This is a genomic window from Salinibacillus aidingensis, from assembly GCF_039522525.1.
Classification (GTDB): domain Bacteria; phylum Bacillota; class Bacilli; order Bacillales; family Alkalibacillaceae; genus Salinibacillus; species Salinibacillus aidingensis.
The window spans coordinates 626233-651555 of sequence record NZ_BAAADO010000001.1 but is presented as its reverse complement, the minus strand read 5'-3'; the positions used below and the strand labels follow the sequence as shown (position 1 = coordinate 651555).

The 25323-nt window shown below is 40.4% G+C and carries 23 protein-coding genes; 18 read left to right on the top strand and 5 right to left on the bottom strand.

From position 1 onward, the window contains the following. Positions 1–60 precede the first annotated feature (60 nt). Together ABD006_RS03410 and ABD006_RS03405 are read left to right on the top strand one after the other, a co-directional pair. Positions 61–300, top strand: coding sequence for a hypothetical protein (locus ABD006_RS03410; protein ID WP_343837530.1), 240 nt, complete (start codon positions 61–63; stop codon positions 298–300). 70 nt (positions 301–370) lie between these two features. Then, a complete protein-coding gene (locus tag ABD006_RS03405; protein WP_343837528.1) occupies positions 371–1681 on the top strand; it encodes a DRTGG domain-containing protein in 1311 nt (436 codons plus the stop codon). A 400-nt stretch (positions 1682–2081) separates the two neighbouring features. Here ABD006_RS03405 and ABD006_RS03400 read toward each other — a convergent pair whose 3' ends face one another. Further along, on the bottom strand, positions 2082–2381 hold the full coding sequence (locus ABD006_RS03400; RefSeq protein ID WP_343837527.1) for a YtpI family protein: 300 nt from the start codon (positions 2379–2381) through the stop codon (positions 2082–2084). A 139-nt stretch (positions 2382–2520) separates the two neighbouring features. Between ABD006_RS03400 and ABD006_RS03395 the strand changes: the two genes are divergently transcribed. After that, entirely contained in the window at positions 2521–3486 is a 966-nt protein-coding gene (locus tag ABD006_RS03395; protein ID WP_343837525.1) for a DHH family phosphoesterase, read from the top strand. Between the two features lie 60 nt (positions 3487–3546). Here ABD006_RS03395 and ABD006_RS03390 read toward each other — a convergent pair whose 3' ends face one another. The 3 genes from ABD006_RS03390 to ytrH all read right to left on the bottom strand — a co-directional run bounded on the left by ABD006_RS03390 (position 3547) and on the right by ytrH (position 5076). Then, positions 3547–3744: a YtzJ family protein gene (locus tag ABD006_RS03390; protein ID WP_343837523.1), complete on the bottom strand. Its 198-nt coding sequence runs from the start codon at positions 3742–3744 to the stop codon at positions 3547–3549. 433 nt (positions 3745–4177) lie between these two features. Continuing rightward, the gene (ytrI, locus tag ABD006_RS03385) at positions 4178–4744 is read right to left on the bottom strand and encodes a sporulation membrane protein YtrI (RefSeq protein WP_343837521.1); all 567 of its coding nucleotides are present in this window, start codon (positions 4742–4744) and stop codon (positions 4178–4180) included. Next, the gene (gene ytrH, locus ABD006_RS03380; protein ID WP_343837519.1) at positions 4744–5076 is read right to left on the bottom strand and encodes a sporulation membrane protein YtrH; all 333 of its coding nucleotides are present in this window, start codon (positions 5074–5076) and stop codon (positions 4744–4746) included. The genes ytrI and ytrH overlap by 1 nt, the downstream gene beginning before the upstream one ends. A gap of 147 nt (positions 5077–5223) precedes the next feature. On the opposite strand from ytrH, the gene dnaE reads away from it, so the two are divergent. From dnaE to ABD006_RS03340, 8 genes are all read left to right on the top strand, one after another. Continuing rightward, entirely contained in the window at positions 5224–8577 is a 3354-nt protein-coding gene (gene dnaE / locus ABD006_RS03375) for a DNA polymerase III subunit alpha (protein ID WP_343837516.1), read from the top strand. Positions 8578–8736: 159 nt separating this feature from the next. Beyond that, the gene (gene ystJ, locus ABD006_RS03370) at positions 8737–9939 is read left to right on the top strand and encodes an NADP-dependent malic enzyme (protein ID WP_202925693.1); all 1203 of its coding nucleotides are present in this window, start codon (positions 8737–8739) and stop codon (positions 9937–9939) included. A 44-nt stretch (positions 9940–9983) separates the two neighbouring features. Next, positions 9984–10598, top strand: a complete 615-nt coding sequence (locus tag ABD006_RS03365; protein ID WP_343837513.1) for a FadR/GntR family transcriptional regulator — start codon at positions 9984–9986, stop codon at positions 10596–10598. A 495-nt stretch (positions 10599–11093) separates the two neighbouring features. Continuing rightward, positions 11094–11954, top strand: a complete 861-nt coding sequence (gene accD / locus ABD006_RS03360) for an acetyl-CoA carboxylase, carboxyltransferase subunit beta (RefSeq protein WP_343837512.1) — start codon at positions 11094–11096, stop codon at positions 11952–11954. Further along, positions 11951–12940 carry an acetyl-CoA carboxylase carboxyl transferase subunit alpha gene (gene accA, locus ABD006_RS03355; protein WP_343837509.1) on the top strand — a complete coding sequence of 330 codons (990 nt, stop codon included), beginning with the start codon at positions 11951–11953 and terminating at the stop codon, positions 12938–12940. Before accD ends, accA begins: the two co-directional genes overlap by 4 nt. Before the next feature lie 180 nt (positions 12941–13120). Next, a complete protein-coding gene (gene pfkA, locus ABD006_RS03350; protein ID WP_343837507.1) occupies positions 13121–14080 on the top strand; it encodes a 6-phosphofructokinase in 960 nt (319 codons plus the stop codon). Positions 14081–14132: 52 nt separating this feature from the next. Next, a complete protein-coding gene (pyk, locus tag ABD006_RS03345) occupies positions 14133–15893 on the top strand; it encodes a pyruvate kinase (RefSeq protein ID WP_343837505.1) in 1761 nt (586 codons plus the stop codon). A gap of 54 nt (positions 15894–15947) precedes the next feature. Then, positions 15948–16346 (top strand): FxsA family protein, encoded by a 399-nt coding sequence (locus tag ABD006_RS03340; RefSeq protein WP_343837503.1) that lies wholly within the window; start codon positions 15948–15950, stop codon positions 16344–16346. A 33-nt stretch (positions 16347–16379) separates the two neighbouring features. Here the strand turns inward: ABD006_RS03340 and ytvI are convergent, their stop codons facing one another. Next, the gene (gene ytvI, locus ABD006_RS03335; RefSeq protein ID WP_343837501.1) at positions 16380–17498 is read right to left on the bottom strand and encodes a sporulation integral membrane protein YtvI; all 1119 of its coding nucleotides are present in this window, start codon (positions 17496–17498) and stop codon (positions 16380–16382) included. A gap of 115 nt (positions 17499–17613) precedes the next feature. Here ytvI and ABD006_RS03330 point away from each other — a divergent pair, with 115 nt between their 5' ends. The 7 genes from ABD006_RS03330 (at position 17614) to pnpS (ending at position 25160) form a co-directional block, all read left to right on the top strand. After that, a complete protein-coding gene (locus ABD006_RS03330; RefSeq protein ID WP_044158532.1) occupies positions 17614–18087 on the top strand; it encodes a DUF441 domain-containing protein in 474 nt (157 codons plus the stop codon). Between the two features lie 376 nt (positions 18088–18463). After that, a complete protein-coding gene (citZ, locus tag ABD006_RS03325) occupies positions 18464–19579 on the top strand; it encodes a citrate synthase (RefSeq protein ID WP_343837497.1) in 1116 nt (371 codons plus the stop codon). A 204-nt stretch (positions 19580–19783) separates the two neighbouring features. After that, on the top strand, positions 19784–21058 hold the full coding sequence (gene icd, locus ABD006_RS03320; protein ID WP_343837773.1) for an NADP-dependent isocitrate dehydrogenase: 1275 nt from the start codon (positions 19784–19786) through the stop codon (positions 21056–21058). Between the two features lie 23 nt (positions 21059–21081). Further along, positions 21082–22020 carry a malate dehydrogenase gene (gene mdh / locus ABD006_RS03315; RefSeq protein WP_343837494.1) on the top strand — a complete coding sequence of 313 codons (939 nt, stop codon included), beginning with the start codon at positions 21082–21084 and terminating at the stop codon, positions 22018–22020. A gap of 78 nt (positions 22021–22098) precedes the next feature. After that, positions 22099–22575, top strand: coding sequence for a MaoC/PaaZ C-terminal domain-containing protein (locus ABD006_RS03310; protein WP_343837492.1), 477 nt, complete (start codon positions 22099–22101; stop codon positions 22573–22575). A 134-nt stretch (positions 22576–22709) separates the two neighbouring features. Then, on the top strand, positions 22710–23405 hold the full coding sequence (locus ABD006_RS03305; protein ID WP_343837489.1) for a response regulator transcription factor: 696 nt from the start codon (positions 22710–22712) through the stop codon (positions 23403–23405). Next, positions 23406–25160 (top strand): two-component system histidine kinase PnpS, encoded by a 1755-nt coding sequence (gene pnpS, locus ABD006_RS03300; protein WP_343837487.1) that lies wholly within the window; start codon positions 23406–23408, stop codon positions 25158–25160. Positions 25161–25323 lie beyond the last annotated feature (163 nt).

Genomic DNA, 25323 nt, shown 5'->3' with positions numbered 1-25323 from the left:
ATTTTTTCAGTGCAGATGTACATATAATGAATTAACAAATGCAGAGGGAGGAGATGGATTATGGACAAGCGGAATGCGTTGTTAAAGCTGTTGATGGCCTTTTATTTTTTGTACCTGGCATTGCCTTCCATTCGTGAGATGACAACCCCTGCAAGCTCCATATTCTGGGCAGCATGGATCGTGTTTTTTCTGCTCGTGGCAGGTGCAAATATCGGGACTTTATTAGATATAAAGAAAAGACAATTTATAAATATAGAAGAATACAGTGAAAATAAGCGAATTTTTCTAAAACAAAATTGAAGGTCCCAGCTTTCACAGGTATAATAGGACTAGACGTCTAATTTGATAGTGAAAGTTTGGTGAACCCAATATGGCAACTAAACACGAGCAAATATTAGAGTATATCGAGTCATTATCCATTGGCAGTAAAATTTCAGTCAGAAGAATTGCAAAAGAACTGAATGTTAGTGAAGGTACAGCTTACCGTGCGATAAAAGAGGCTGAAAATATTGGGTATGTGAGTACCATTGAACGTGTTGGAACCATTCGAATTGAAACAAAGAAAAAGGATAATATTGAACAGTTAACGTTTGCGGAGATTATAAACATCGTTGATGGACAGGTCTTGGGCGGCAGAGAAGGCCTTTATAAAACGTTAAATAAGTTTGTTATAGGTGCGATGAAGTTAGAAGCCATGATGAGGTATACAGAGGCAGACTCTCTTTTAATTGTAGGAAATCGAATTCGGGCGCAGGAACTGGCTTTACAGGCAGGAGCAGCTGTGCTCATTACCGGGGGATTTGATACTGAAGATCATGTGAAAGAACTTGCAAATGAAAAGGATCTCCCGATTATCTCAACAACCTATGATACGTTCACCGTTGCCACTATGATTAACCGTGCCATTTACGATCAGCTTATCAAAAAAGAGATTATCATTGTCGATGATATCTTTACACCTCTCGATCAGGCCCACTTTCTAAGATCATCCGATTCTGTGAAACAATGGTATGAGTTGAATGAACAGACAGGCCACAGCCGTTATCCTGTGGTTGATGGAGAACAGCGTGTGGTGGGAATGGTAACCTCTAAGGATGTAATCGGAAAGGACCAGGATCTCCCTATACATAAGGTAATGACGAAAAATCCAATGACTGTACAAACCCAGACTTCTTTGGCTAATACAGCCCACTCTATGGTGTGGGAAGGGATTGAGTTAATTCCTGTCGTTGACTTTCAAGGACATTTTCAGGGAATTATTACCCGTCAGGATGTCATTAAAGGGTTACAGCAGCTCCAAAGACAGCCGCAAATTGGGGAGACCATCGATGACCTTGTGTCGAATCAAATGGAACTCCTGGAGGATGGAACGAATACAACCTACTTTTCTGAAGTCACCCCACAAATGACGAATCATCTGGGAACACTTTCTTATGGTGTGTTTACATCATTTGTAACAGAGGCCAGTACAAGAATGCTGAGACAGTATAAAAAAGGCGATCTGGTCGTAGAAAACTTATCGATTTATTATATGAAACCGGTGCAGCTGGGAAGTATGCTGGAAATTAAACCGAACCCGCTTGAAATCGGACGTAAATTTACGAAAATAGATGTAGAAATTTATTCGGATGAAGTCCTTATGGGAAAAGCACTTATGCTGGCACAATTTATTGATCGGTGATTAAGAAAAGCGGAGGCGACCGTTTAGGCCCGACGGCATAAGCAGAATATCCGGAATGGCCGCTTTTGGCCATGGAGGGTATTCTGCTTATGACCGCTTGGGCCTGGGAGCCGCAGCTGGACAGAGAAAAGCGGAGGCGACTGTTCAGGTCATGCGGGATAAGGCGAAGACATGGAGTGGCATGGGCTTGGCCACGGAATGGCTTTGACTTATATCCGCCTTGACCTAGGAGCCGCAGCTGGACAAAGAAAAGCGGAGGCGACTCGAAGCAAGAAAGTACACTTGCTTCTGCGATGATAATTCATTGGAGCATTCCTTAGTGTTCAGGTCAACAGCAGAGTGCAGTCTATCCGCAAATTAAAAAACGCTCGGAAATGAGCGTTTTTTAATGTCTTTGGGTTTATCCGGTCACTTCTCCTCTTCTAACTATTTCTTTACGGTAGTGTTTGAATAGTTTCACTCCGTATTGGGCCTGGATAAAGCCAAAGAAAAGGAAGATAATCCCTATAAATAAAGACAATCTTGTCTCATAAAATAAATATTGGTTAATACCGAAGAAAAATAAGAGTACCCCTAAAGAAATACGGGCTTTTGAATTTGTATACCGCATCAGCAGCTCATCTTTAAGGCTGAAGATTCGTACTTTAAAGAAAATGTACAGCACTAATGAAATGACGATTATGAATGGAAAAATAATCATATTCTACGCTCCTATGTTTATGTATATTCATTAAAACTTTCTTACCCTATTCATTTTAAAGGTTCAGCATAGATTTTGCTACTATCTTATAGTATGATATGGTAAAAATAAGAAAATTGAAGAAGTGAGGCATCCGTCATTGTCTAAAAAAGAAATTATTTCCGCCATTAAACAATATGATCAAATTATTATCCATCGTCATGTCCGTCCTGATCCTGATGCCTATGGATCCCAGGCAGGATTGGCAGAGCTGATTAAAGCCTCTTTTCCTGAAAAAACGGTTTATATTACCGGGAAAGAGGACCCTTCGTTACGTTTTTTAGCGGAGCTTGACGAAATTGAAGATGATCAATATAAAAATGCCCTCGTTATTGTATGTGATACGGCTAATCAGGAGCGCGTCTGTGATCAGCGTTATGCTCAAGGTGATAAACTGATAAAGATTGATCATCATCCCAAAACAGACTCCTATGGTGATGTGGAGTGGGTAGATACAGAGGCATCTTCAGCAAGTGAAATGATTTATGAATTATATCTAGAGGGGAAAGAGGATGGCTTTAAGATGACGGCCGAATCAGCACGGCTGATATATGCCGGGATTGTGGGAGATACAGGCAGATTTTTATTTCCCAGTGCATCCGCAAAAACTTTCCAGTATGTGTCTGAGCTTGTAAAGTATCCATTTGATCGTTCAAAGCTGTATGATGATCTTTATAATACGAAGCATAATATTGCGCGATTAAAGGGATTTATTCTGCAGAACTTTACGGTAACAGAAAATGGATTAAGTACTGTTAAAATTACAACGAATATTCTGGAAGAGTATGGGATAACTGTTGCTGAAACGTCCCAGTTAGTCGGACTGCTCGGTGATATAGAAGGAATCATTACCTGGGTGTTCTTTATTGAAGAGCCGGACGAAATTCGCGTAAGATTACGTTCCAGAGGACCAACCATTAATCATATAGCAGCAAGGTATAATGGGGGCGGGCATCCACTGGCTTCTGGTGCATCGGTCAATACTTGGGATGAAACGGCTGATGTTGTGCGTGAGTTGGAAGAGGTATGTAAGGAGTATCACCAGGGGAGCCATTCGGACAAATAAGGCTTTGCGTAAGCTTATTAATAAGGAGTGCCATTGGAGAAAATGGCCTCCTCATGCTCATTAAACGAGTTCATCATGATTTTTTGGAATAAACCAGCAGCCAATATCTGTTCTATCGCAAAATACATCAAGATTGTGACGTGAAATATTTCGTTCAAGCAGTCGGATGAGTTCATCATTGTCAGAATAAGCGGAATAGCCATTTAATAATTGATTTGTTTTTTCCTCAACAAGTTTTTTTCTGCTTAGGACCAGCATATCGTACTCACCCCTTCATAAAATGTCTTCTTATTATTATATTACCCAATATCAGCAAAAAATGAATAAAATGGCAGTTTTTTTCAGAAAAACGTCAATTTTAAAAGAAAAGCGGAGGCGACTGGTCAGGTCCTGCCGTATAAGCAAAAGACATGGAGTGGCGTGTTTTTTGCCACGTAATGGCTTTTGCTTATGTCGGCCTGGACCTAGGAGCCGCAGCTGGACAAGAAAAGCGAAGGCGACTGGTCAGGTCCTGCGGGATAAGACCAAGACATGGAGTGGCATGGGTTTGGCCACGTAATGGCTTTGGCTTATATCCGCCTTGACCTAGGAGCCGCAGCTTGACAAAGAAAAGCGAAGGCGACCGTTTAGGCCCGACGGCATAAGCAGAATATCCGGAGTGGCCGCTTTTTGGCCATGTAGGGTATTCAGCTTATGACCGCTTGGGCCTGGGAGCCGCAGCTGGACCAACGTGCGCCTCCGCCTTTGCTGCTAAAGAGCTTGCCATGCTTAGTTTTACTTTTACGTAAACGGTTTTGGAAATGATTAATCGTGTGATGGTTGCGCTATAGCTAAAGTCGGAAATATGGTAGGTTTTATTTTCTACCGAGGATTCAATTAATGACAGGTTTTCCTGCATGGTTTCAATGTTTCTGCCCTTTAGAGAACTCATTTCATCCTTTATATTTTCTTTTAACTCATGCTGGATAAACCGGTCGAGTTTCAATTTCTCAGCATTTTCCAATTCAACCTGAATTTCCTGAATGGTTAAATTTTGTTCATTTTGCTTCGATAAATTTTCTTTGTCTTCTGTAATATTTTCCAGGTCCTGTTCCAATTCAGCAATTTGATCTCGCAGGCGAATATTTTCCTCAATCCGCATCTCAGTGTATTCACCATAAAAAAACAGAAAGAGCAAGTATGCAATCACTGTGCCTGTAATCACACCTGCAAAAAAATATTGAAAGCCCCTGCGTTTATAATATGGTGGTATGTGCATTATGTGATATCCTCCTGAATCAGCCATTCAATACAGGTTACAGCCGTTTGTACCCCCGTCATAGCCGAAATAATATAGGCAACCTGTCTCACAATATCTATGGTTGATCCCTGGAGAAGCCCTTTTTCGAGCGTTTCAATCGTTGCAAAAGTACCTCCAATTGCCGCAACAATAGCCCAGATTCTCAGGCTTTTCGCCAATCTTGCCATAATGGTTAAAGGAGGTTCTCCAACGAAATAAGCGCCTATACTGCCAATTAGTGATCCTCCAGCTAACACCCCAAATGCAATAAAAAAACATTGAACCAAAGTTGGAATAAAGCGTTCTTCCATGTTTATCATCCCCATATTGATAGTAGAAGTCTATCTCTTATTCATTTTATGGACGAACTATTTGTAGTATGATTGGATTTATTGGTGAACACGTTTGGGATATAATAGAATGAGAATGTAAGAAGACATTAAAGGTGTGACGTTGAAATGGATATCATCCATCTTGAGGTACATAGTGGATATAGTTTTATGAACAGTCTTTTATCTATAGATAAACTTGTGAAAGCGGCAAAAGGAAAGGGTTTTGCTGCTGTTGCTTTAACGGATGATCATATTCTTCATGGAGCCGTTCAGTTCTATGAAAGATGTCGAAATGAAGGAATAAAACCGATTATAGGCATGAAAACGGATATCTTCTCTGAAGGAACCCTTTATGAAACGGTAGTCCTTGCTAAAAGTACAGAAGGCTATAAAAATCTCATTCATCTATCATCGGAATTGTCCAGGCAGGAGCAAAAATCGATATCCATGGAAGATTATCAGCACTATGCTGATGAGCTGATTACGATTTTACCTTCCAATCAGCCGGCATTTAATCATCTGCTGTTTGCTGAACAGTATGATGAATGGGCATTAATTGTAAAGAGTTTTTCGAATTCTCTCCCCGTTTCCTCATTTTTTATTGGCGTACGTCCACATCAAACAATCGATGAAAGACAAATGAACCGTGTATTAAAAAATATTTGTGACCAGAATCATCAGGCAGTTGTCGCTCTGCAGGATGTTCGTTATGAACAGTCAGAAGATTATATAGCTTTTGACTGTTTACAATCTATGAAAGCCGGAAAGAAATGGTCTCCCCAAACTGAACAATTTTCTAAGCAGAGAAAACATATGATGACCTCTGAAGAAATGATGATGGTCTTTGAAGAAGAATGGCCGGAAGCATTGGACAATATGAAGGTGATTGCTGATCAATGTGAGGTGGATATTGCCTCGGGACAGACGCTGCTGCCTCATTACCCGACACCGGATGGTCGAACTTCTGAAGAATATTTACGAAAACTTTGCTATGATCGAATTCCGGATAAATACGGTGAAAATTATGAGGATGTTCAGCATCGACTGGAGCATGAACTATCCATTATTGAACGGATGAAGTTCAGTGATTATTTTCTTATTGTTTGGGATTTTATTCAATTTGCCCGTTCACAGCAAATCATGGTAGGTCCTGGACGTGGGTCTGCAGCAGGATCGCTTGTAGCCTACTTACTTGATATAACACAGGTTGATCCCATACATTATGGGCTGTTATTCGAGCGGTTCCTGAATCCTGAACGAAGAAATATGCCGGATATTGATGTTGATTTTTCAGATCATCGAAGAGATGAAGTGATACAGTATGTACAGGAAAAATACGGCAGTCATCGTGTAGCACAGATTATTACGTTTGGAACTTTTGGACCAAGGTCTCTGTTACGGGAATTAATCAAAACGATGGGAATCGATGAACAGGATGCAGCTTTTCTAATAAAGCATATTCCCCAGCAGGCCTCCTCTTTAGCTAAAGCGCTAAAGGAGGCACCGGAGTTAACTGAATATGTAAAGCAATCAGATACATTAAAAAGGCTGTTTAAGATTGCCCATAAAATAGAAGGTCTTCCCCGCCATCACTCTACTCATGCAGCAGGGGTTGTCCTGAGTGACCGCAATCTTACAGAAATGGTGCCAATTTTGTCAGAGGATAATAAGGTGGCTTTAACACAGTATCCAATGGGGGACTTAGAACATATTGGACTACTAAAAATGGACTTTTTAGGCCTAAGGAATTTATCGCTGATGGAACAGATCATCAATCGCATTCGAAAAGGGGAAAACAGGTCGTTTACACTTGAGCAGATTCCTCTTCAGGATTCTGAAACCTTTACGTTGCTGCAATCCGGTCAGACATCAGGAATTTTTCAGCTTGAGTCATCCGGGATGCGCAATGTTCTGCAGGAGTTAAAGCCGACAGAATTTGAAGATGTTGTAGCGGTAAATGCTTTGTATCGTCCAGGGCCAATGGATTTTATTTCTACATTTATCAAACGGAAGCACGGAAAAGAAAAGGTAACGTATCCCCATGAAGATTTGAAGCCCATTTTGGAAAAAACGTATGGGGTTCTTGTTTATCAGGAGCAGATTATGCAAATCGCCCACCGTGCTGCAGGCTATTCCTTAGGAGAAGCAGACTTACTCAGAAGAGCAGTAAGTAAGAAGAAACGAGACATATTAGCTTCTGAGAGGGAAAAATTTATTGACGGATGCTTAAAAAATGGATACAGCCAGGACATTGCAGAGGAAATCTATCAGTGGATTGTTGCTTTTGCTAACTATGGATTTAACCGCAGTCATGCTGTAGCGTATAGTCTTATATCCTACCAGTTAGCTTATTTAAAGGCTCATTATCCATCGTACTTTTTTGCCAGTATCCTGAGCTCTGTATCCTTTGATCAGGATAAAGTTCAGCAATACATCCGTGAGGCAAAGAATTTTTCTATTCAAATTCTTCCTCCTTCTGTAAACCGAAGTTATGCTGGATTTTCAGTAGAAGGGAAAGATCGGATACGAATGGCGCTGACGGTTATTAAAGGGGTGGGGAAGCAGGCTGTTGATGCAATTTTAGATGCCAGAAAAAATGAGAAATTTCAATCCCTTTTTGATTTTTGCCAGCGTGTCCCACTAAGGGTATTGAACCGCTCTGTTATTGAAGCTCTTGTACTGGCAGGTGCCTTTGATGAAACAGGGAAACAACGATCAACATTACTTGCTTCCCTCGATCAGGCAATGGAGCAGGGCGAATTGTTTGGTGGCATGACAGGTCAGGAATCCTTTTTTGAAGATGGGCTGTTAGTTGAACCCTCTTATACTGAAACGGAGCCCTTCCCTATGTTAAAGCAATTATCCCTCGAAAAGGAAGTTCTGGGAATGTACGTTTCCAGTCACCCTTTGAATACATACAGGGAGCTGTTAAGAGCACAAGGTATGGTCCCAATTTCAAGGCTTAAAGAATTTCAGGCAGGGAAAAGGATGAAGGGGGTTGCAGCTGTCCAGTCACTGAAGGTTATTCGTACGAAACGGGGCGACCAAATGGCGTTTGCTACTTTTGGAGACGAAACCGATGAAATGGAAGCAGTCATTTTTCCAAATGTTTACCGGGAAATTAACCCGTGGCTTCAGGAAGAAATGCTGATTTATATTGAAGGAAAAATAGATACTCGTAATCATCAATTACAATGGATTGTTGAAAAGGCCGCTCCATTTGATCCTGATCTTCTGAAGACCGAAAAAGCGGACCAGCGTATTTATATTCAATTTAAAGACGAAGATGAACGTAAGCAGTTGAACTTTTTGCTGCAAGTGGCGAATGAGTTTCCTGGTCAGATTCCTATTTTGGTTTATTCCAGTCGAAAAAAGGAAACGTATCGATTAACGAGTCAATACCGTTTGAACCCTTCAAGTCCCTGTCTAAAGAAATTAAAGAATTTTTTTGGCTATTCATCCGTAGTTTTAAAACGTTAAACGGTCCAGCTTAGTTCTAAAATTCCATTCTTATGCTTTACACCCGTTTAGCATTTGTTATAATGTGAATATCCAGTGGTCAGACCATTTTGCATTTATAAGTTATCTTTTATTAAAGGAGCGATTCTGTTGGCTAATTTTAAGGAAGAAGCATTACATATGCACCGGGTAAATCAGGGGAAGCTTGCAACATACTCCAAAGTACCTATTAAAAACAAACAGGATTTAAGCTTAGCATATTCTCCATGGGTAGCAGAGCCATGTAAGTCTATCTATGATAAGAAAGAGGACGTCTACGAATATACAATGAAAGGCAATATGGTGGCTGTTGTTAGTGATGGTTCAGCCGTATTGGGGTTAGGGAACATTGGTCCAGAAGCATCTCTTCCCGTTATGGAGGGAAAAGCTGCTTTATTTAAAAGCTTTGCAGGAGTGGATGCCTTTCCGGTTTGTTTAGACACTCATGATATCAATGAGATTGTACGAACCGTAAAAACAATGGAACCAACCTTTGGCGGAGTCAACCTGGAGGATATCGCCGCACCTAATTGCTTTATTATAGAAGAAAGACTGAAAAAAGAAACCAACATTCCGATTTTTCACGATGATCAGCACGGAACAGCCATTGTAACGATCGCCGGATTAATCAATGCGTTAAAGCTGGTAAACAAATCGTTTTCTAATATTAAAGTTGTAGCAAATGGTGCTGGGGCTGCCGGTATTGCGATTATTAAGCTTCTTTATCATTTTGGTGTTCGTGATATTATCATGTGTGATTCCAAAGGTGCTATATATGAAGGACGAACAACTGGAATGAATGAAGTGAAGGATGATATTGCCAAGATTACCAATAAAGATAAAATCGATGGTTCTCTGGAAGAGGTTATCCAGGATGCTGATGTTTTCATAGGAGTATCGGTTGGAGGTCTGCTGTCTAAGGAAATGGTTGAGACTATGAAAGAAGACGCCATTATTTTTGCTATGGCTAACCCTGAGCCGGAAATTATGCCTGAGGATGCTAAAGAAGCTGGTGCACGTGTTATTGGGACAGGCCGTTCTGATTTTCCTAACCAGGTGAACAATGTTCTGGCATTTCCGGGCATTTTCAGAGGAGCTCTTGATATCCGGGCTACACGAATCAATGAACGAATGAAAATTGCAGCAGCTGAAGCTATCGCGAACCTGATTGAAGATCATGAACTTAACCCGGATTATGTGATTCCTGCACCTTTTGACCCGCGGGTAGCACCAGCAGTGGCTGCCAGTGTTGCAAAAGCGGGAATGGAATCCGGAGTGGCCAGAATAGAGCGAGATCCGGAAGAGGTAGCGGAAAAAACAAGACAATTATCGCTAATTAAGTAAAACAATAAGTCATCGTTATTGGACATAGTTGGAGGGGTATCCAGGTGACAAACTCAGAAAAGGCAAAAGTCTATCAGGAAGTGCTGGAGAAAATACGATTATTTATTGAGCAGCATCAGCTATCTCCCGGTGACCGCCTGCCTTCTGAACGTGATTTAACAGAGGAATTGAATGCAAGTCGATCCTCCATTCGCGAAGCACTCAGGGCTATTGAACTACTAGGTCTTATTGAAACCAGACATGGTGAAGGAACGTTTATAAAGACATATCGCCCCTATCACACGGTTTCACTTCTATCTACGTTTATATTAAATGGAACACGAACAAAAGAAGAATTACTTGAAGTGAAAATGCTGCTTGAACTGAATGCGGCCAAATTGGGAATGGAACACATTAATCAGACTTCTATTAAACGCTTACATGGAACCATTATGAAGTATTCAGGACATCATTGTTATTATTATTTCATACAGGAACTATTTCTATTATGCAAAAATGATTTACTGTTGAATATTTGGCAATTAATAGAGGGATTTTCCAAAACGGTTGATGTGGCAGACGAATTTCGTGACGGGATTTGTCAGGAGCTGTTAGCGGCGATTGAGAATAAAGATGAGCACGAAATCCAGTTAATTATAGGGAATTTATATCATTTATAAAATTTTATAGGAAAGATAGACAAGCTTTTACAAATTTCATCGAATGTTTTCTTTATGATAGAAGTAGTCTATTCTGTCTCATCGTCTACAATCGCCTGCGCTTTTCTATTGTCCAGTTGCAGGGCCTAGCTCCATGCCGTTATAGGCCAAACTCATTGCGTGGCAAAGAACGCCACTCCATGAGCTCGTCTTATCCGGTCGGAGCTGCCAAGGCCCTTCCGCTTTTCTATTGTCCAGCTCCGGCTCCCAGGCCCAAGCAGACATAAGCAAAATCCACTATGTGGCCAAAGACATGCCACTCCGTGAATTTTGCTTATGCTGTCGGGCCTAACCGGTCGCCTGCGCTTTTCTATTGTCCAGCTGCAGGGCCTAGCTCCAAGCCGTTATAAGCCAAACTCATTGCGTGGCAAAGAACGCCACTCCATGAGCTCGTCTTATCCGGTTGGAGCTGACCAAGGCCCTTCCGCTTTTCTACACACAAAAGGAGGTATTGGCTTGCTTGGGAATTTTTTTGGGAAGAAGAAGAGATACGCTACCATTCCCCGGGATGAAGCTAAGCAGGATATTCCTGAGGGGTTAATGAAGAAATGCCCACATTGTAAACAGATTTTTTATCGTAAGGAATTAGATAACCAATTGCAGGTATGTCCTAACTGTGGACACCATCATCAATTGAGTTCCCGGGAACGGATAGATATGTTATTTGATGCTGATTCTTTTGAAGAGTGGGATCACGACATGATTTCCGAAAACCCCTTGGACTTTCCGGATTATCTTGAAAAATTAGAGAAGGATCGGCTGAAAACAAATATTAATGAAGCTGTCGTTACAGGAAAAGGGAAAATAAACGGTTTTCCGACAGCGGTGGCTGTTATGGATGCCAGGTTTAGAATGGGAAGTATGGGCTCGGTAGTCGGAGAGAAAATCGCACGAGCAGTAGAGAATGCAAGAAAAGAAAATCTCCCGTTTATTATCTTTACCGCTTCGGGTGGTGCAAGAATGCAGGAAGGGGTTCTCAGTCTGATGCAAATGACGAAAACCTCTGTTGCAATTGAGCGTTTGAACAGAGCAGGTGGATTAATGATTTCGGTTATGACTCATCCTACAACTGGTGGTGTATCCGCAAGCTTTGCATCTCTGGGTGACTATAATTTTGCGGAGCCTCATGCACTGATTGGATTTGCCGGCAGACGTATCATTGAACAGACCATACGGGAAAAACTTCCGAATGACTTTCAGACAGCAGAATTTTTGCTAAAGCATGGTCAATTGGATCAAGTCATTCATCGTCACGATTTAAAAGATACATTAACCACCATTTTGGATATCCATCAGCCGGGAGGTGACACAGAATGAAAGACCAGGTACTCCCTTTTGAAGAGCCTGTAGTGGAACTGAAAAATAAGATAGCCGAATTAAAAAAATTCACAAATGAGAGTGAAGTGGACTTAACACAGGAGATTGAAAAGCTTGAAGGCCGACTGGAAAAGCTTGAGGCTGAAGTTTATGGCAACATGCAGCCCTGGGATCGTGTTCAAATGGCACGACATGCCAATCGCCCTACAACTTTAGATTATATTGCTGAAATTTTTGATGACTTTCTGGAAATGCACGGAGACAGAGCTTTTGGTGATGATGAAGCGATTGTAGGAGGCATTGCCAAGTATAAGGATAAGCCGGTAACGGTTATAGGACACCAGCGTGGGAAAGATACAAAGGAAAACATCCGCAGAAATTTTGGGATGCCTCATCCTGAAGGGTATCGCAAAGCACTGCGTCTGATGAAGCAAGCCGAAAAGTTTCATCGTCCCATCATTTCCTTCATTGATACAAAAGGTGCCTACCCTGGCAAAGCAGCTGAAGAACGGGGACAAAGTGAGGCGATTGCCAGGAACTTAACGGAAATGGCGGGACTTACGGTTCCCATCGTCTGTATCGTTATTGGAGAAGGGGGAAGTGGTGGTGCACTCGGGTTAGGAGTTGGAGATCGCATACATATGCTTGAGAATTCCACTTATTCCGTAATATCACCTGAAGGAGCTGCAGCGCTGTTATGGAAGGACTCCAACCTGGCTCAAAAGGCAGCTGAATCTATGAAAATTACTTCCTATGACCTCAAAGAGCTGGACATTATTGATGAAATTATTCCGGAAATCAGAGGCGGTGCACACCGTGATATTTCTGAACAGGCGAAAAAGATTGATATAGTCCTTCATCAATCCTTAGAAAACTTATCAAGATTATCCAAGGAGGAATTATTAGAAGGACGATGGGAAAAATATAAAAAGATTGGAACGTACACCTTTTCCTCTGATGAGAAAGGAAATAACGTGCAATCATAAGATTGCACGTTATTTTTTGAAGATAAAAACAGGAATTGACTGTGAAATCCTGAATATATGACAAAAATAAGTTTTTTAGCAGCTTTTCCTTCAAATTTACGAAAAAATTGTTTATAGTATCGGTTGGGACTAATTTAGTATAGTACAATTTACTCCTTAATTTATGCAGAGGTGATCAACATGAAAAAAATTGGAGTTTTAACAAGTGGTGGAGACGCACCAGGTATGAATGCTGCGATTCGTGCAGTGGCACGAAAAGCAATTTATCATGATATAGAAGTATATGGAGTTTATTATGGTTATCAGGGCTTAATTGATGGCAGTATCGAAAAGTTAGAGCTGGGTTCTGTTGGGGATATTATTCAGCGCGGCGGAACAAAGCTGTATACTTCCCGTTGTCCTGAATTTAAAACCAGCGAAGGTCAGCAAAAAGGAATCGATCAATTAAATAAATTAGGAATTGAAGGACTTGTCGTTATTGGTGGAGACGGATCCTTCCGTGGAGCAAAGAAACTTACAGAAAAAGGTTTTCCATGTATCGGAGTACCGGGTACAATAGATAATGACATTCCAGGAACAGATTTTACAATTGGTTTCGACACTGCATTAAATACAGTGATACAGGCAGTGGACAAAATCCGGGATACAGCTACTTCCCATGAACGTACATATGTTATTGAAGTTATGGGCCGGGATGCCGGGGACCTTGCACTTTGGGCCGGGGTTTCAGCCGGTGCTGAAAGTGTGTTAATTCCGGAAAAAAATGAAGATTTCCAGCAGGTTGTAGAGCGTATCAAACGTGGTCATGATCGTGGCAAACGTCATAGTATCATCCTTGTTGCTGAAGGTGTGGGCAGTGCTGTGGAATATAGTGAAAAAATCAAAAATGCCTTAAATATGGAAACACGGGTAACCGTCCTTGGCCATACACAAAGAGGAGGTACTCCAACGGCCAATGACCGAGTATTGGCCAGTCGTTTGGGAGCCAAAGCAGTTGATCTTCTAATGGAAGGTAAAGGTGGAAAGATGGTTGGGATTCAAAATAACCAGATTGTCGACCACGATATTATAGAAATACTGGATGCAAAGCGTACTCCTGAACTATCCATGTATCAGCTATCTAAAGAGCTTTCGATTTAATATAATTGTTAACAAGATAGTGATTTGGCTTCAATGAAAGAGGAGGATATTCATGAAGAAGACAAAAATTGTTTGTACAATAGGACCTGCATCAGAATCAGTAGAACAACTTGAACAGTTGATTGATGCAGGTATGAACGTTGCTCGTCTGAATTTTTCACACGGAGATCATGAGGAACACCGCCAGCGAATCAAAAATATTCGTCAGGCAGCAGCTAACAAAAATCAAACCGTAGCGATTCTCTTGGATACAAAGGGTCCGGAAATTCGAACAGGCAATATGAAAACAGAAGAAGTATATTTAGAGCAGGGTGAACAGGTGATTGTTTCAATGGATGAGACAGAAGGGGATAAGTCCCGTTTTTCTGTTACTTATCCAGGACTGATTAATGATGTTTATCCCGGATCAAAAATTCTTCTGGATGATGGACTTATTGAGCTTGAGGTAAAAGAAATCAGGATGGATTCAGGTGAAATTGTCACAGATATATTAAACTCCGGAGTTTTGAAAAATAAGAAGGGTGTAAACGTCCCTAACGTTAGTGTGAATCTGCCGGGAATAACAGAAAAGGATGCCCGGGATATCATCTTCGGAATTGAAGAAGGAATTGACTTCATCGCCGCTTCTTTTGTAAGAAGGACTTCAGATGTACTTGAAATCAGAGAATTGTTAGAGGAATATAAAGCCGAGAATATTCATATCATCCCGAAAATTGAAAACCGTGAAGGCGTGGACAATATTGGTGCCATCCTTGAAGTAAGTGATGGGTTAATGGTCGCCAGAGGGGACTTAGGTGTAGAGATTCCTGCAGAAGAGGTTCCTCTCGTACAGAAAAGCCTGATTGAACAGTGCAATAAAGCAGGTAAGCCAGTAATAACGGCTACGCAAATGCTGGACTCCATGCAGCGCAATCCACGTCCAACCCGGGCTGAAGCAAGCGATGTAGCTAATGCTATTTTTGATGGGACAGACGCGATTATGCTTTCTGGTGAAACAGCAGCAGGCCAGTATCCTGTAGAATCTGTTCAAACCATGTACAATATTGCTGTACATGTAGAGCGTTCTTTAGATAATGAACAAATTTCAGAAAAGCGGGCTAAAGAAGTAGAGGTTACCGTCACAGATGTCATCAGTCAGTCTGTATCCTTTGCCGCTGAGAATCTTAAGGCTGGGGCAATTATCACACCAACGGAAAGTGGTCATACGGCAAGAATGATTTCCAAGTATCGTCCTAAAGCCTCGATTATAGCTGTTACAGCTCATGAATCGGTTCAGCGCCAATTAGCCCTTGCCTGGGGTGTTCATGCTATACCTGGGCAAACCGTATCAAGTACGGATGAAATGCTGGATAGTGCAATTAATCGTGGACTTGAAACAGGACTGTTTAAACGTGGAGACAAGGTAATTATTACGGCAGGAGTACCTGTTGGTGAAAGTGGAACAACCAATCTCATGAAGGTTCATATCGTGGGAGATGTCATGGCAAAAGGACAGGGTGTAGGCAAGAAAAACAACTTTGGCAGAGCTTTTGTAACAAATAGTACGTCTGAAGGTAAAAACAGCCTTAGTGAAGGAGACATATTAGTTACAAACAGTACGGATAAAGAGATGATGCCGGCTATTGAAAAGGCAGGAGGTATTGTCACCGAAGAAGGTGGATTAACATCTCATGCTGCAGTTGTCGGGTTAAGCTTGGGGATTCCTGTGATTGTAGGTGTAAGTGAGGCAACCAAAATTATTCAAACCGGAGATGAAATTACAATCGATGCTTCACGCGGTGATATTTACCGAGGACATGCAAGTGTTTTATAATGCACTATAGAGGAGGGCTTTCCTCCTCTATTCTAAATAAAGGATGAGATGCCAATGTTCCGTTTTGTTTTCTTATTTATTGTCATAATGTCAGCCCTTGAAATTGGTGTCTTTATGTGGCTTGGCAATCTGTTCAGTGTGTGGTTTGTGGTTTTAGGTATTATTCTTACAGGGATTTTAGGTGCTCTATTAGCAAAGCAGCAGGGACTGGAAACCTTGGGAAGAGCCAGGGAACACCTTGAATATGGCCGATTTCCCACAGAAGAGATTTTTGATGGACTTGCTATTCTGATTGGTGCTGTCCTTCTTTTTACTCCAGGTTTTCTTACAGATACGATTGGATTTATCCTATTATTCCCTCTTACAAGAAAGCCGATCAAACGATGGATGAAGGATATATTCCGAACCATGCTTAATAAAGGAACCATAACTGTTTTTGGAAGGTGGAGGTAACTTCAGCATGAATCAGCTTCTCCACCTTGTCAATTACGTCTTTCCCCCCTTTATAAACTCCCAAAGCTCTCTGAAAACCCCTGTTTGATAAAAAGTATTAATAATGACCAGAGATACAGGCCCGATGATTAAACCAGCGAAGCCAAGTACCTGGAAACCGACAAATAAGGCGATTAATGTCGCCAATGGATCTAATCCTATGTTTGACGATAATACTTTTGGCTCCATTAGCTGCCGTTGCAGGATAACGACTCCGTATAAAATGGACAATCCGATTGTGAGAAAATAATTTCCGGTAAAAAACATATATAAAATCCAAGGAACAAACACTAAGCCCGTCCCTAAATATGGCAGCAGATCAACAGCTCCAATGATTAGGGCTAAAGTGATGGCGTAATCAATTTGCAGAATTAAAAATCCAATGAGAACGATAACGGCTGTGATGGAAATCAGAATAAACTGGGCCCGGATAAAACCGGTTAACGCCCGTTGCAGACCACTTGTGACATTTTTGGCAGAAACCGCTACACGCTCAGGTGTGACCTTTTTGATTACATCTGATAATTTATTCCAGTCTTTACTGATAAAGAATGTCCCTAACAATGAAAAAATCATGACTGTTGCCAAATTCGGGATCCCGGCAATCTGATTGGGAATCCATGTTAGTATACTCTTAATTATCTGCTGTCCGGTATTTGAAATGCTGGAACCCATATTACTAATCTGTGACATAATCTCAGCTCGATAAGATTCATCAAGGCTGTCCATCATTTCACTTAACCGCTCATAGATGGGAATGACCTGTGCTGTTATCAGCTCCTGGAAAAAGCTGATAAGCTCTTCAAAATATTTAGGAACTTCTTTAGCGAGATAGGCAAAGCCGCTGACAATTTCTACGATCAACACGGTAATGACAGAAATAATCATTGCCAGAATAATTAATATAACCAGAAAGACAGCCAATGGCCGGGGAAGTTTCATTCGTCTTTCCAAATAGTTCACAAAGGGATTCATAATAAAAGCAAATAAAATAGCAAACAGGAATGGATATGTATATTTGGATAAAACGATAAAAACAGCAACAATGGCGGTCAGAACTCCAATAACCGCAAAGATCCTGAGCAATCTTTGTACATAGATATTCTGGATCAAGCAATCACCTCCTTTTTTGTCAGGAACTTATGTCTTTCCTTTTCCTGTTGACGACTGTGTTAAAATCTTTTTGGAATGTGACAGTCATCGCGTTAAGTGAAAGGAAGGAAAAGACATGCTATCTCAATCTACTGTATTTTTATTTATATTATTGCTATTAGGATTTATTGCAAAAAATCAGGCAATTATGATTGCTGTATATATTTTGCTGGGGATTAAATTATTTAATGTTGAAGAAAAGGTACTCCCTTATCTGGAGGCAAAAGGAATTAGTATAGGGGTCATTGTGATTACGGTAGCTGTTTTAGCTCCCATAGCTTCAGGAGAGATAGGATTTAAGGAATTGCTGGAAAGCATCAAGGGCTATTATGCATGGATTTCTTTAGCTGCAGGAGTGTTTGTAGCCTATATTGCCAGAGATGGTCTTACACTCTTATCAAGTGACCCCCATTTAACAACTGCGCTGGTTATAGGAACCATTTTAGGAGTGGTTTTATTTAATGGCGTTGCTGTAGGACCACTAATTGGTGCGGGAATTTCATTTCTGGTTATAAAAGGGGTAGACTTTTTTATCCAATTATTAGCTTAGAAAAATAAGTGATCAATCTGTAAAGAAAAGAACGGATTCTGCTATTTATAAAAACAGAAGTCCGTTCTTTTTTGGTAAATGTTGCAAATATCCGTAACTTAAAAAATATTTGATTTAAAAAATTCTGATTCAAATGTACAAAATAATTTCACATTCTACTGAATTTTGTTTATAATTAGTTATAGATGCTGTTATAGTTTTATATGCATCTATGGATATATTTAAAAGCGTTTTCTTTTATTATACTTTTTTAAAATCTCTAAAGGTTTTAAAAGTATAGAAAAATGAACCTCCGTCATTTTTGTGACGTACTCATTTTATTTTTTGCTTTTCTCAAAACAAGTGGGGAAATTTTTACGTAAAGGAGAGAGTTTACATGGCAGGAACAAAGGGACTTGAGGGAATCGTCGCAACGGAATCTTCCATCAGTTCAATCATTAATGACCAGCTTACATACGTTGGTTACTCCATTGATGATTTGGCTGAAAATTCAAGTTTTGAAGAAGTAATCTTCCTTTTATGGAACAAACGTTTACCTATTTCAAATGAGTTAACGAATCTAAAAAAAGATTTAGCAGAGAATATGGCTATTCCAAATGAACTCATTAATCACTTAAAGTCCTATGATTTAAAATCTGTTCATCCAATGGCAGCTCTTCGTACATCCGTATCTATGCTTGGTTTATATGATGATGAAGCTGATGTAATGGATGAAGAAGCAAATCGCAGAAAAGCGGCTCGTATCCAGGCCAAAATGCCTGCAATTGTTGCAGCTTTTGCAAGAATACGTAAGGGTGAGGAACCTGTTGCACCACGTAAAGATTTGAATTTTGCAGCCAATTTTCTGTACATGGTCAATGGAAAAGTTCCAGAGGACATTGAAGAAGAAGCGATGAACAAGGCTTTAATTCTTCATGCAGACCATGAGTTAAATGCCTCAACCTTTACAGCTCGTGTCTGTGTAGCTACTTTGTCCGATATTTACTCTGGTATCACTTCAGCTATTGGTGCATTAAAAGGGCCTCTTCATGGCGGAGCAAATGAGCGAGTGATGAAGATGCTGACTGAAATTGGAGAACCGGAAAATGCGATCGATTACATTAAAGAGAAACTGGCAAATAAAGAAAAAATCATGGGAATGGGCCACCGGGTATATCGCCAGGGTGATCCCCGTGCTAAACACTTGCGTAAAATGTCAGAGCATTTAACGGAAATTACGGGTCAATCAAAGTGGTATGACATGTCCGTTTTAATTGAGAATTATATAAAGGAAGAGAAAGGCCTTCCAGCCAATGTAGACTTTTATTCAGCTTCTGTATACCATAGTCTGGGTATTGAACACGACTTATTCACACCTATTTTTGCTGTAAGCCGTGTATCTGGCTGGTTAGCTCATATTCTGGAACAATATGAAAATAACAGACTCATTCGTCCCCGTGCTGAATACGTGGGTCCTGAAAACCAGGTGTATGAGCCTATTGAACATCGATAAAGATTGATAGACAGGATTTATAAGAGTCTGACAAGAAGCCAAACACGTTTGGCTTCTTGTCATGAGCAAAGCTGGTCTATAGCAAAAGTCATGAGAAAATGGTGAATTCTGCTTCAGTGTTAAATAGGAAATAGAGTTCTTTTTGCATTGGAGCATGATGTAACATATTATAGAATTGGACATCAAGTATTCATTATAGGAGGTATAAACATGAGTGAAAAAATTACAGTAGAAAATGGAAAAATGAATGTACCGAATCAACCAGTAATTCCGTTTATTGAAGGGGATGGAACAGGCCCGGATATTTGGGCTTCAGCCTCCCGTGTTTTAGAAGCAGCAGTAGAAAAAGCCTATAATGGTGAGAAAAAGATTGAATGGAAAGAAGTATTGGCAGGACAGAAAGCCTATGATAAAACAGGAGAATGGCTCCCGGACGAAACATTGGAAACCATTCGTGAATATAAAATAGCTATTAAAGGTCCTCTGACAACGCCTATTGGTGGAGGTATTCGTTCTCTTAACGTTGCCCTTCGTCAGGAATTGGATTTGTTTACGTGTCTTCGTCCTGTACGTTACTTTGATGGGGTACCGTCACCAGTAAAGCGTCCTGAAGATACAGATATGGCTATTTTCCGTGAAAATACGGAGGATATTTATGCAGGTATTGAATGGCAGGAAGGCTCTCCTGAAGTGAAAAAAGTGATCGATTTTCTTCAAAATGAAATGGGGGTACATAACATTCGTTTCCCTGAAACCTCAGGTATCGGTGTTAAGCCCGTCTCGGAAGAAGGAACAAAACGTTTAGTCCGTGCTGCTATTGACTATGCTTTTAACGAAGGACGTAAGAGTGTTACTCTGGTTCATAAGGGTAATATTATGAAGTTTACAGAAGGTTCCTTTAAAAACTGGGGCTACGAGGTAGCTGAACAGGAATACGGAGATAAAGTATTTACCTGGGCTGAATACGATCGTATTGTAGAAGAAAAAGGGAAAGATGCTGCTAATCAGGCGCAGGATGAAGCAGAAAAAGCTGGTAAGCTTATTGTTAAGGATGCCATTGCTGATATTTTCCTTCAACAAATACTGACTCGTCCAAAAGAGTTTGATGTTGTGGCTACAATGAACTTAAATGGTGACTATATTTCAGATGCGCTAGCTGCACAAGTAGGCGGAATCGGTATTGCACCAGGAGCAAATATTAACTCTGAATCCGGTCATGCTATTTTCGAAGCTACACATGGTACAGCTCCAAAGTATGCGGGACTTGATAAAGTTAATCCTTCTTCAGTTATCCTGTCAGGTGTCTTAATGCTTGAGCATATTGGCTGGAGAGAAGCAGCTGACTTAGTAACAAAAGCTATGGAAAAGACCATTGCAAGTAAAGTTGTTACTTATGACTTTGCCCGTTTAATGGATGGTGCTACTGAAGTGAAATGTTCTGAATTTGGAGATGAGCTCATCAAGAATATGGATGAGTAATCAGGAGTAAGGAGGCATACGTCATGGCAATTAAGCGTAAAAAGGTTTCTGTAATAGGTGCTGGTTTTACTGGTGCTACAACGGCTCTTATGGTGGCTCAAAAGGAGCTTGCGGATGTCGTGCTTGTGGATATTCCGGATATGGAAGATCCAACAAAGGGGAAGGCATTGGATATGCTGGAGGCTGGCCCTGTTCAAGGTTTTGATGCCAATATCACCGGTACATCTAATTATGAGGATACAAAGGATTCAGATCTTGTCATTATTACGGCAGGGATTGCCCGTAAACCAGGGATGAGCCGTGATGACTTAGTGAGCACTAATGCAAAGATTATGAAGACTGTGACAAAGGAAATTGTAAAATACTCTCCTGATTGTCTGATTGTGGTATTAACGAATCCTGTAGACGCAATGACCTATGCAGTGTTTCAGGAATCAGGATTCCCTAAAAACCGTGTCATCGGCCAATCGGGTGTGTTGGATACAGCCCGTTTCCGAACATTCGTTGCTCAGGAGCTGAATCTTTCTGTAAAAGATATTACAGGCTTCGTATTAGGCGGACATGGCGACGACATGGTTCCGCTAATCAGATACTCTTATGCAGGAGGAATTCCTCTGGAGAAACTATTGCCACAGGATCGAATAAATGCAATTGTTGAGCGTACCCGAAAAGGTGGAGGGGAAATTGTAGGTTTATTAGGTAATGGCAGTGCCTACTATGCCCCTGCAGCCTCCTTAACTGAAATGACAGAGGCCATCTTGAAGGACCAGCGAAGAGTGTTGCCTTCCATCGCCTACCTTGAAGGAGAATACGGATACGAAGGTATTTACCTTGGCGTTCCAACCATTCTTGGCGGCAATGGAATTGAAAAGGTCATCGAATTAGACTTAACAGATGATGAAAAAGCCGATCTAGATAAATCAGCTGATTCGGTTAAAAATGTACTAAAAGTATTATCATAGCGTTAGAAAAAGAATTCGGGAAATACCCCGGATTCTTTTTACACCATTAAGGAAAACGCTTACATAGGAGGTGTTGAAATGTTCTTTAAAAAAAGAAAGCTGGGCCATTCAATCAATGACCTTAAAATAGGAGATAGCTATGAGACGAACGTTAAAATGGAGGATAAGGATTTATTGCTGTATTTAGGATTAACGAATGATTCTAATCCTTTATATATTCAGCATGATTACGCTTCGCAGACACCATACAAACGTCCTCTTGTTCCTTCCATCATGCTTAACGGATTTATTTCAACAGCAGTAACTAATCAGCTGCCCGGACCTGGCAGCCATATAACTGAACAACATCTTTCCTATCAGAAACCGGTCTATCATGATGATGAAATTCATCTGCAATTGGAAGTTATGGAAATTGATACAGGAAACCATCGTACCATCCTGCAAATCTATGCCACAGATTCAGAACAGGATATCGTTATAGAAGGTAGAATTGAAGTTTGTCCCCCTTATCAGCCGGAGTCGATCATCAGCCGTTCTTTGGAAAACTTTCACTAGGATAGGATGGATTTCTGAGTACAAACTAATCTTTATCGAACCAATGTAAATATCATGTAAATTTTTATTTAGACTTCTTTTTATTTTCTTTCGCACGGTATATGATGGAGGTAAATAGAAGTTGGGGTGGTTAAATGGGGAAACGAATTTTAATCGTAGACGATGAAGAATCTATTGTAACGCTCTTAAAGTATAATATTGAACAGGCAGGTTTTGAAGCAGAAGCCGTTTATGATGGAGAAGAAGCCTTGAATGCTGCTGATAAGGAAGATTTTGATCTGATTATCCTCGATTTAATGCTTCCTAAATTAGATGGGATGGAGGTGTGCCGCACTCTTCGTCAAAGAGGGCTGGAAGTACCGATTCTAATGCTGACAGCAAAGGATGAGGAGTTTGACAGAGTACTCGGACTTGAAATCGGAGCCGATGACTATTTAACAAAGCCCTTCAGTCCCCGTGAAGTAGTCGCACGTATTAAAGCGATTTTAAGACGTTTTAAGAAAAAGGATCATGATGACAGTTCTGATAAGATTGTTATCAGCGACCTCGTTATCTATCCTGATCAGTATGAAGCCTATATGAATCAGCAGTTGTTGGAATTCACACCTAAAGAGTTTGAATTGCTTTTATATCTTGCCCGGAATTTTGGAAAAGTCCTGTCGAGAGATCAGCTGTTAAGTGCTGTCTGGAATTATGATTTTGTTGGTGATACCAGGATTGTCGATGTGCATATCAGTCATTTGCGGGAAAAAATTGAACCTGATACAAAAAAACCTGCATATATTAAAACGATTAGAGGGCTTGGCTACAAATTGGAGGCTCCTAAATAAATGAATAAATCATCATCTCGTACGTTTATGATTTATGCTGTTTTAATTGTCGTCAGTATGGTCATTATTGGTTTTTTGCTTGTACAAATTACAAAGAAATTCACGCTGGATGCTGTTGATGAGAGAGTCAGCGCAGAAAGTGAATATATTGGTCAATTATTGGATGATACTGAACAGGCAGAAGGAAATAAAGCTAACTTGTTAAAAACGGTAAGTAATCAGCTGAAATTAGGCATTTTATGGTTTAATCATGAACAGGAATTGGTTCTGAATACTGCTGGACAGGTGACGGATAAAAATCCATCTGAGATTATTCAATTTCTGCAAGGCAACATGGCAGATTTAAAGAACGAGGATCACTCACTGCATGAAGGGCTGTATTATTCAAAAAAATCTCTGGATAATAACGAAGGCACGCTCATATTTGTGCTGCCCATAAAATCAGTGAGTGGGATTACAGCCAATATATGGCTGCTTATCGGTGTTGTTTTATTTATGGTACTTATTATTATTTTTATTATTGGCTATCACTTTATGGATAAATATGTTAGGCCTGTTCGGAGTGCATCCCATGTGGCTTACCAGCTTGCAGAGGGAAACTACAATGCCCGCACGTACGAAACGCAGTATGGGGAAACGGGAAAACTGACAAATTCAATCAACCTGCTGGCCAGAAATTTATATGAGATGAATTTGCAGCGAGAGATACAAAACGATCGTTTAATGGCTGTTGTTGAAAACATGGATAGCGGTTTGATTTTAATAAATGAGAAAGGGTATATTCAGTTAGTGAATCGTTCTTTTCTTAACACATTTAAAGGAGATTCTGCCTCTTATTTAGGCTATTTATATTATGAGGCTCTTTCCTATAATCAGGTACATGATACGGTAAGAGATGTATTTATGTTTGAAGAGAATATCCAGAGGACACTGGTTGTTCCTTTTGATATTGAACGACGCTTTTTTATGATTTCCGGGGCACCTATTTTCAACCACCAGAAAAGATGGAAGGGTGTTGTCCTTGTTTTTCATGATATTACTGATTTGAAGCGTCTTGAGGAAATGAGAAAGGACTTTGTTGCGAATGTTTCTCATGAACTGAAAACACCTATTACGTCCATAAGAGGATTTGCTGAAACTCTATTAGGCGGAGCACAGGAAGATCCTGAAGTACGAGAGAAATTTTTATCTATTATTCATAAGGAAAGTGGAAGGCTGCAATTATTAATCAGTGATTTGCTGGAGCTGTCAAAACTTGAAAAAGAGGATTTCCACTTAAATATAGACAGGATTAAACTAAAAAGTCTGATTGATGATGTCCTCTCCCTTGTACGTCATTCGGCTGAAGAAAAACAAATTCAAGTAAAAGTGGACGTTGCCCCTTCGCTGGAGCTTGAAGCAGACGCCACTCGTTTTACACAGCTATTATTAAATCTGCTGTCAAATGCAATTCACTATACACCAGAAGACGGTCAGATAAATATAGGAGCAGAAGAGAACAGGAATGAGGTCCAAATTAACATAACAGATACAGGTATTGGCATTCCACAGGAGCACCTTCCGAGAATTTTTGAACGGTTTTATCGTGTGGATAAGGCGAGAAGCAGGAACTCCGGAGGGACAGGATTAGGTCTAGCCATTGTTAAACATATAGCAGAGGCACACGATGGGAAAATTGAGGTAGAGAGTACAATTAATGAAGGAACAACATTTTCTGTCAGGGTTCCGAAGAAGTTTACAGAATCTTCATCTTAAATACATAGCAGCTAAATAATCGTCTGATAATCTATATAATAACCCTTTCATCCGAATTAACTGTTTGATAGAGATTAAAAGTCTCTATCTTTTTTTTGTTGTTATTGAAACCTTTTTGTACGTTAATCGTAATACAATTGTAAAAAAATATATAGGTACATAG

Coding starts and splice junctions, on each gene's coding strand:
- ABD006_RS03410 (WP_343837530.1), top strand. CDS start 61: ATGGACAAGCGGAATGCGTTGTTAAAGCTGTTGATGGCCTTTTATTTT.
- ABD006_RS03405 (WP_343837528.1), top strand. CDS start 371: ATGGCAACTAAACACGAGCAAATATTAGAGTATATCGAGTCATTATCC.
- ABD006_RS03400 (WP_343837527.1), bottom strand. CDS start 2,381: ATGATTATTTTTCCATTCATAATCGTCATTTCATTAGTGCTGTACATT.
- ABD006_RS03390 (WP_343837523.1), bottom strand. CDS start 3,744: ATGCTGGTCCTAAGCAGAAAAAAACTTGTTGAGGAAAAAACAAATCAA.
- ytrI (WP_343837521.1), bottom strand. CDS start 4,744: ATGCACATACCACCATATTATAAACGCAGGGGCTTTCAATATTTTTTT.
- ytrH (WP_343837519.1), bottom strand. CDS start 5,076: ATGGAAGAACGCTTTATTCCAACTTTGGTTCAATGTTTTTTTATTGCA.
- dnaE (WP_343837516.1), top strand. CDS start 5,224: ATGGATATCATCCATCTTGAGGTACATAGTGGATATAGTTTTATGAAC.
- ystJ (WP_202925693.1), top strand. CDS start 8,737: ATGCACCGGGTAAATCAGGGGAAGCTTGCAACATACTCCAAAGTACCT.
- accA (WP_343837509.1), top strand. CDS start 11,951: ATGAAAGACCAGGTACTCCCTTTTGAAGAGCCTGTAGTGGAACTGAAA.
- pfkA (WP_343837507.1), top strand. CDS start 13,121: ATGAAAAAAATTGGAGTTTTAACAAGTGGTGGAGACGCACCAGGTATG.
- pyk (WP_343837505.1), top strand. CDS start 14,133: ATGAAGAAGACAAAAATTGTTTGTACAATAGGACCTGCATCAGAATCA.
- ABD006_RS03340 (WP_343837503.1), top strand. CDS start 15,948: ATGTTCCGTTTTGTTTTCTTATTTATTGTCATAATGTCAGCCCTTGAA.
- ABD006_RS03330 (WP_044158532.1), top strand. CDS start 17,614: ATGCTATCTCAATCTACTGTATTTTTATTTATATTATTGCTATTAGGA.
- citZ (WP_343837497.1), top strand. CDS start 18,464: ATGGCAGGAACAAAGGGACTTGAGGGAATCGTCGCAACGGAATCTTCC.
- mdh (WP_343837494.1), top strand. CDS start 21,082: ATGGCAATTAAGCGTAAAAAGGTTTCTGTAATAGGTGCTGGTTTTACT.
- ABD006_RS03310 (WP_343837492.1), top strand. CDS start 22,099: ATGTTCTTTAAAAAAAGAAAGCTGGGCCATTCAATCAATGACCTTAAA.
- ABD006_RS03305 (WP_343837489.1), top strand. CDS start 22,710: ATGGGGAAACGAATTTTAATCGTAGACGATGAAGAATCTATTGTAACG.
- pnpS (WP_343837487.1), top strand. CDS start 23,406: ATGAATAAATCATCATCTCGTACGTTTATGATTTATGCTGTTTTAATT.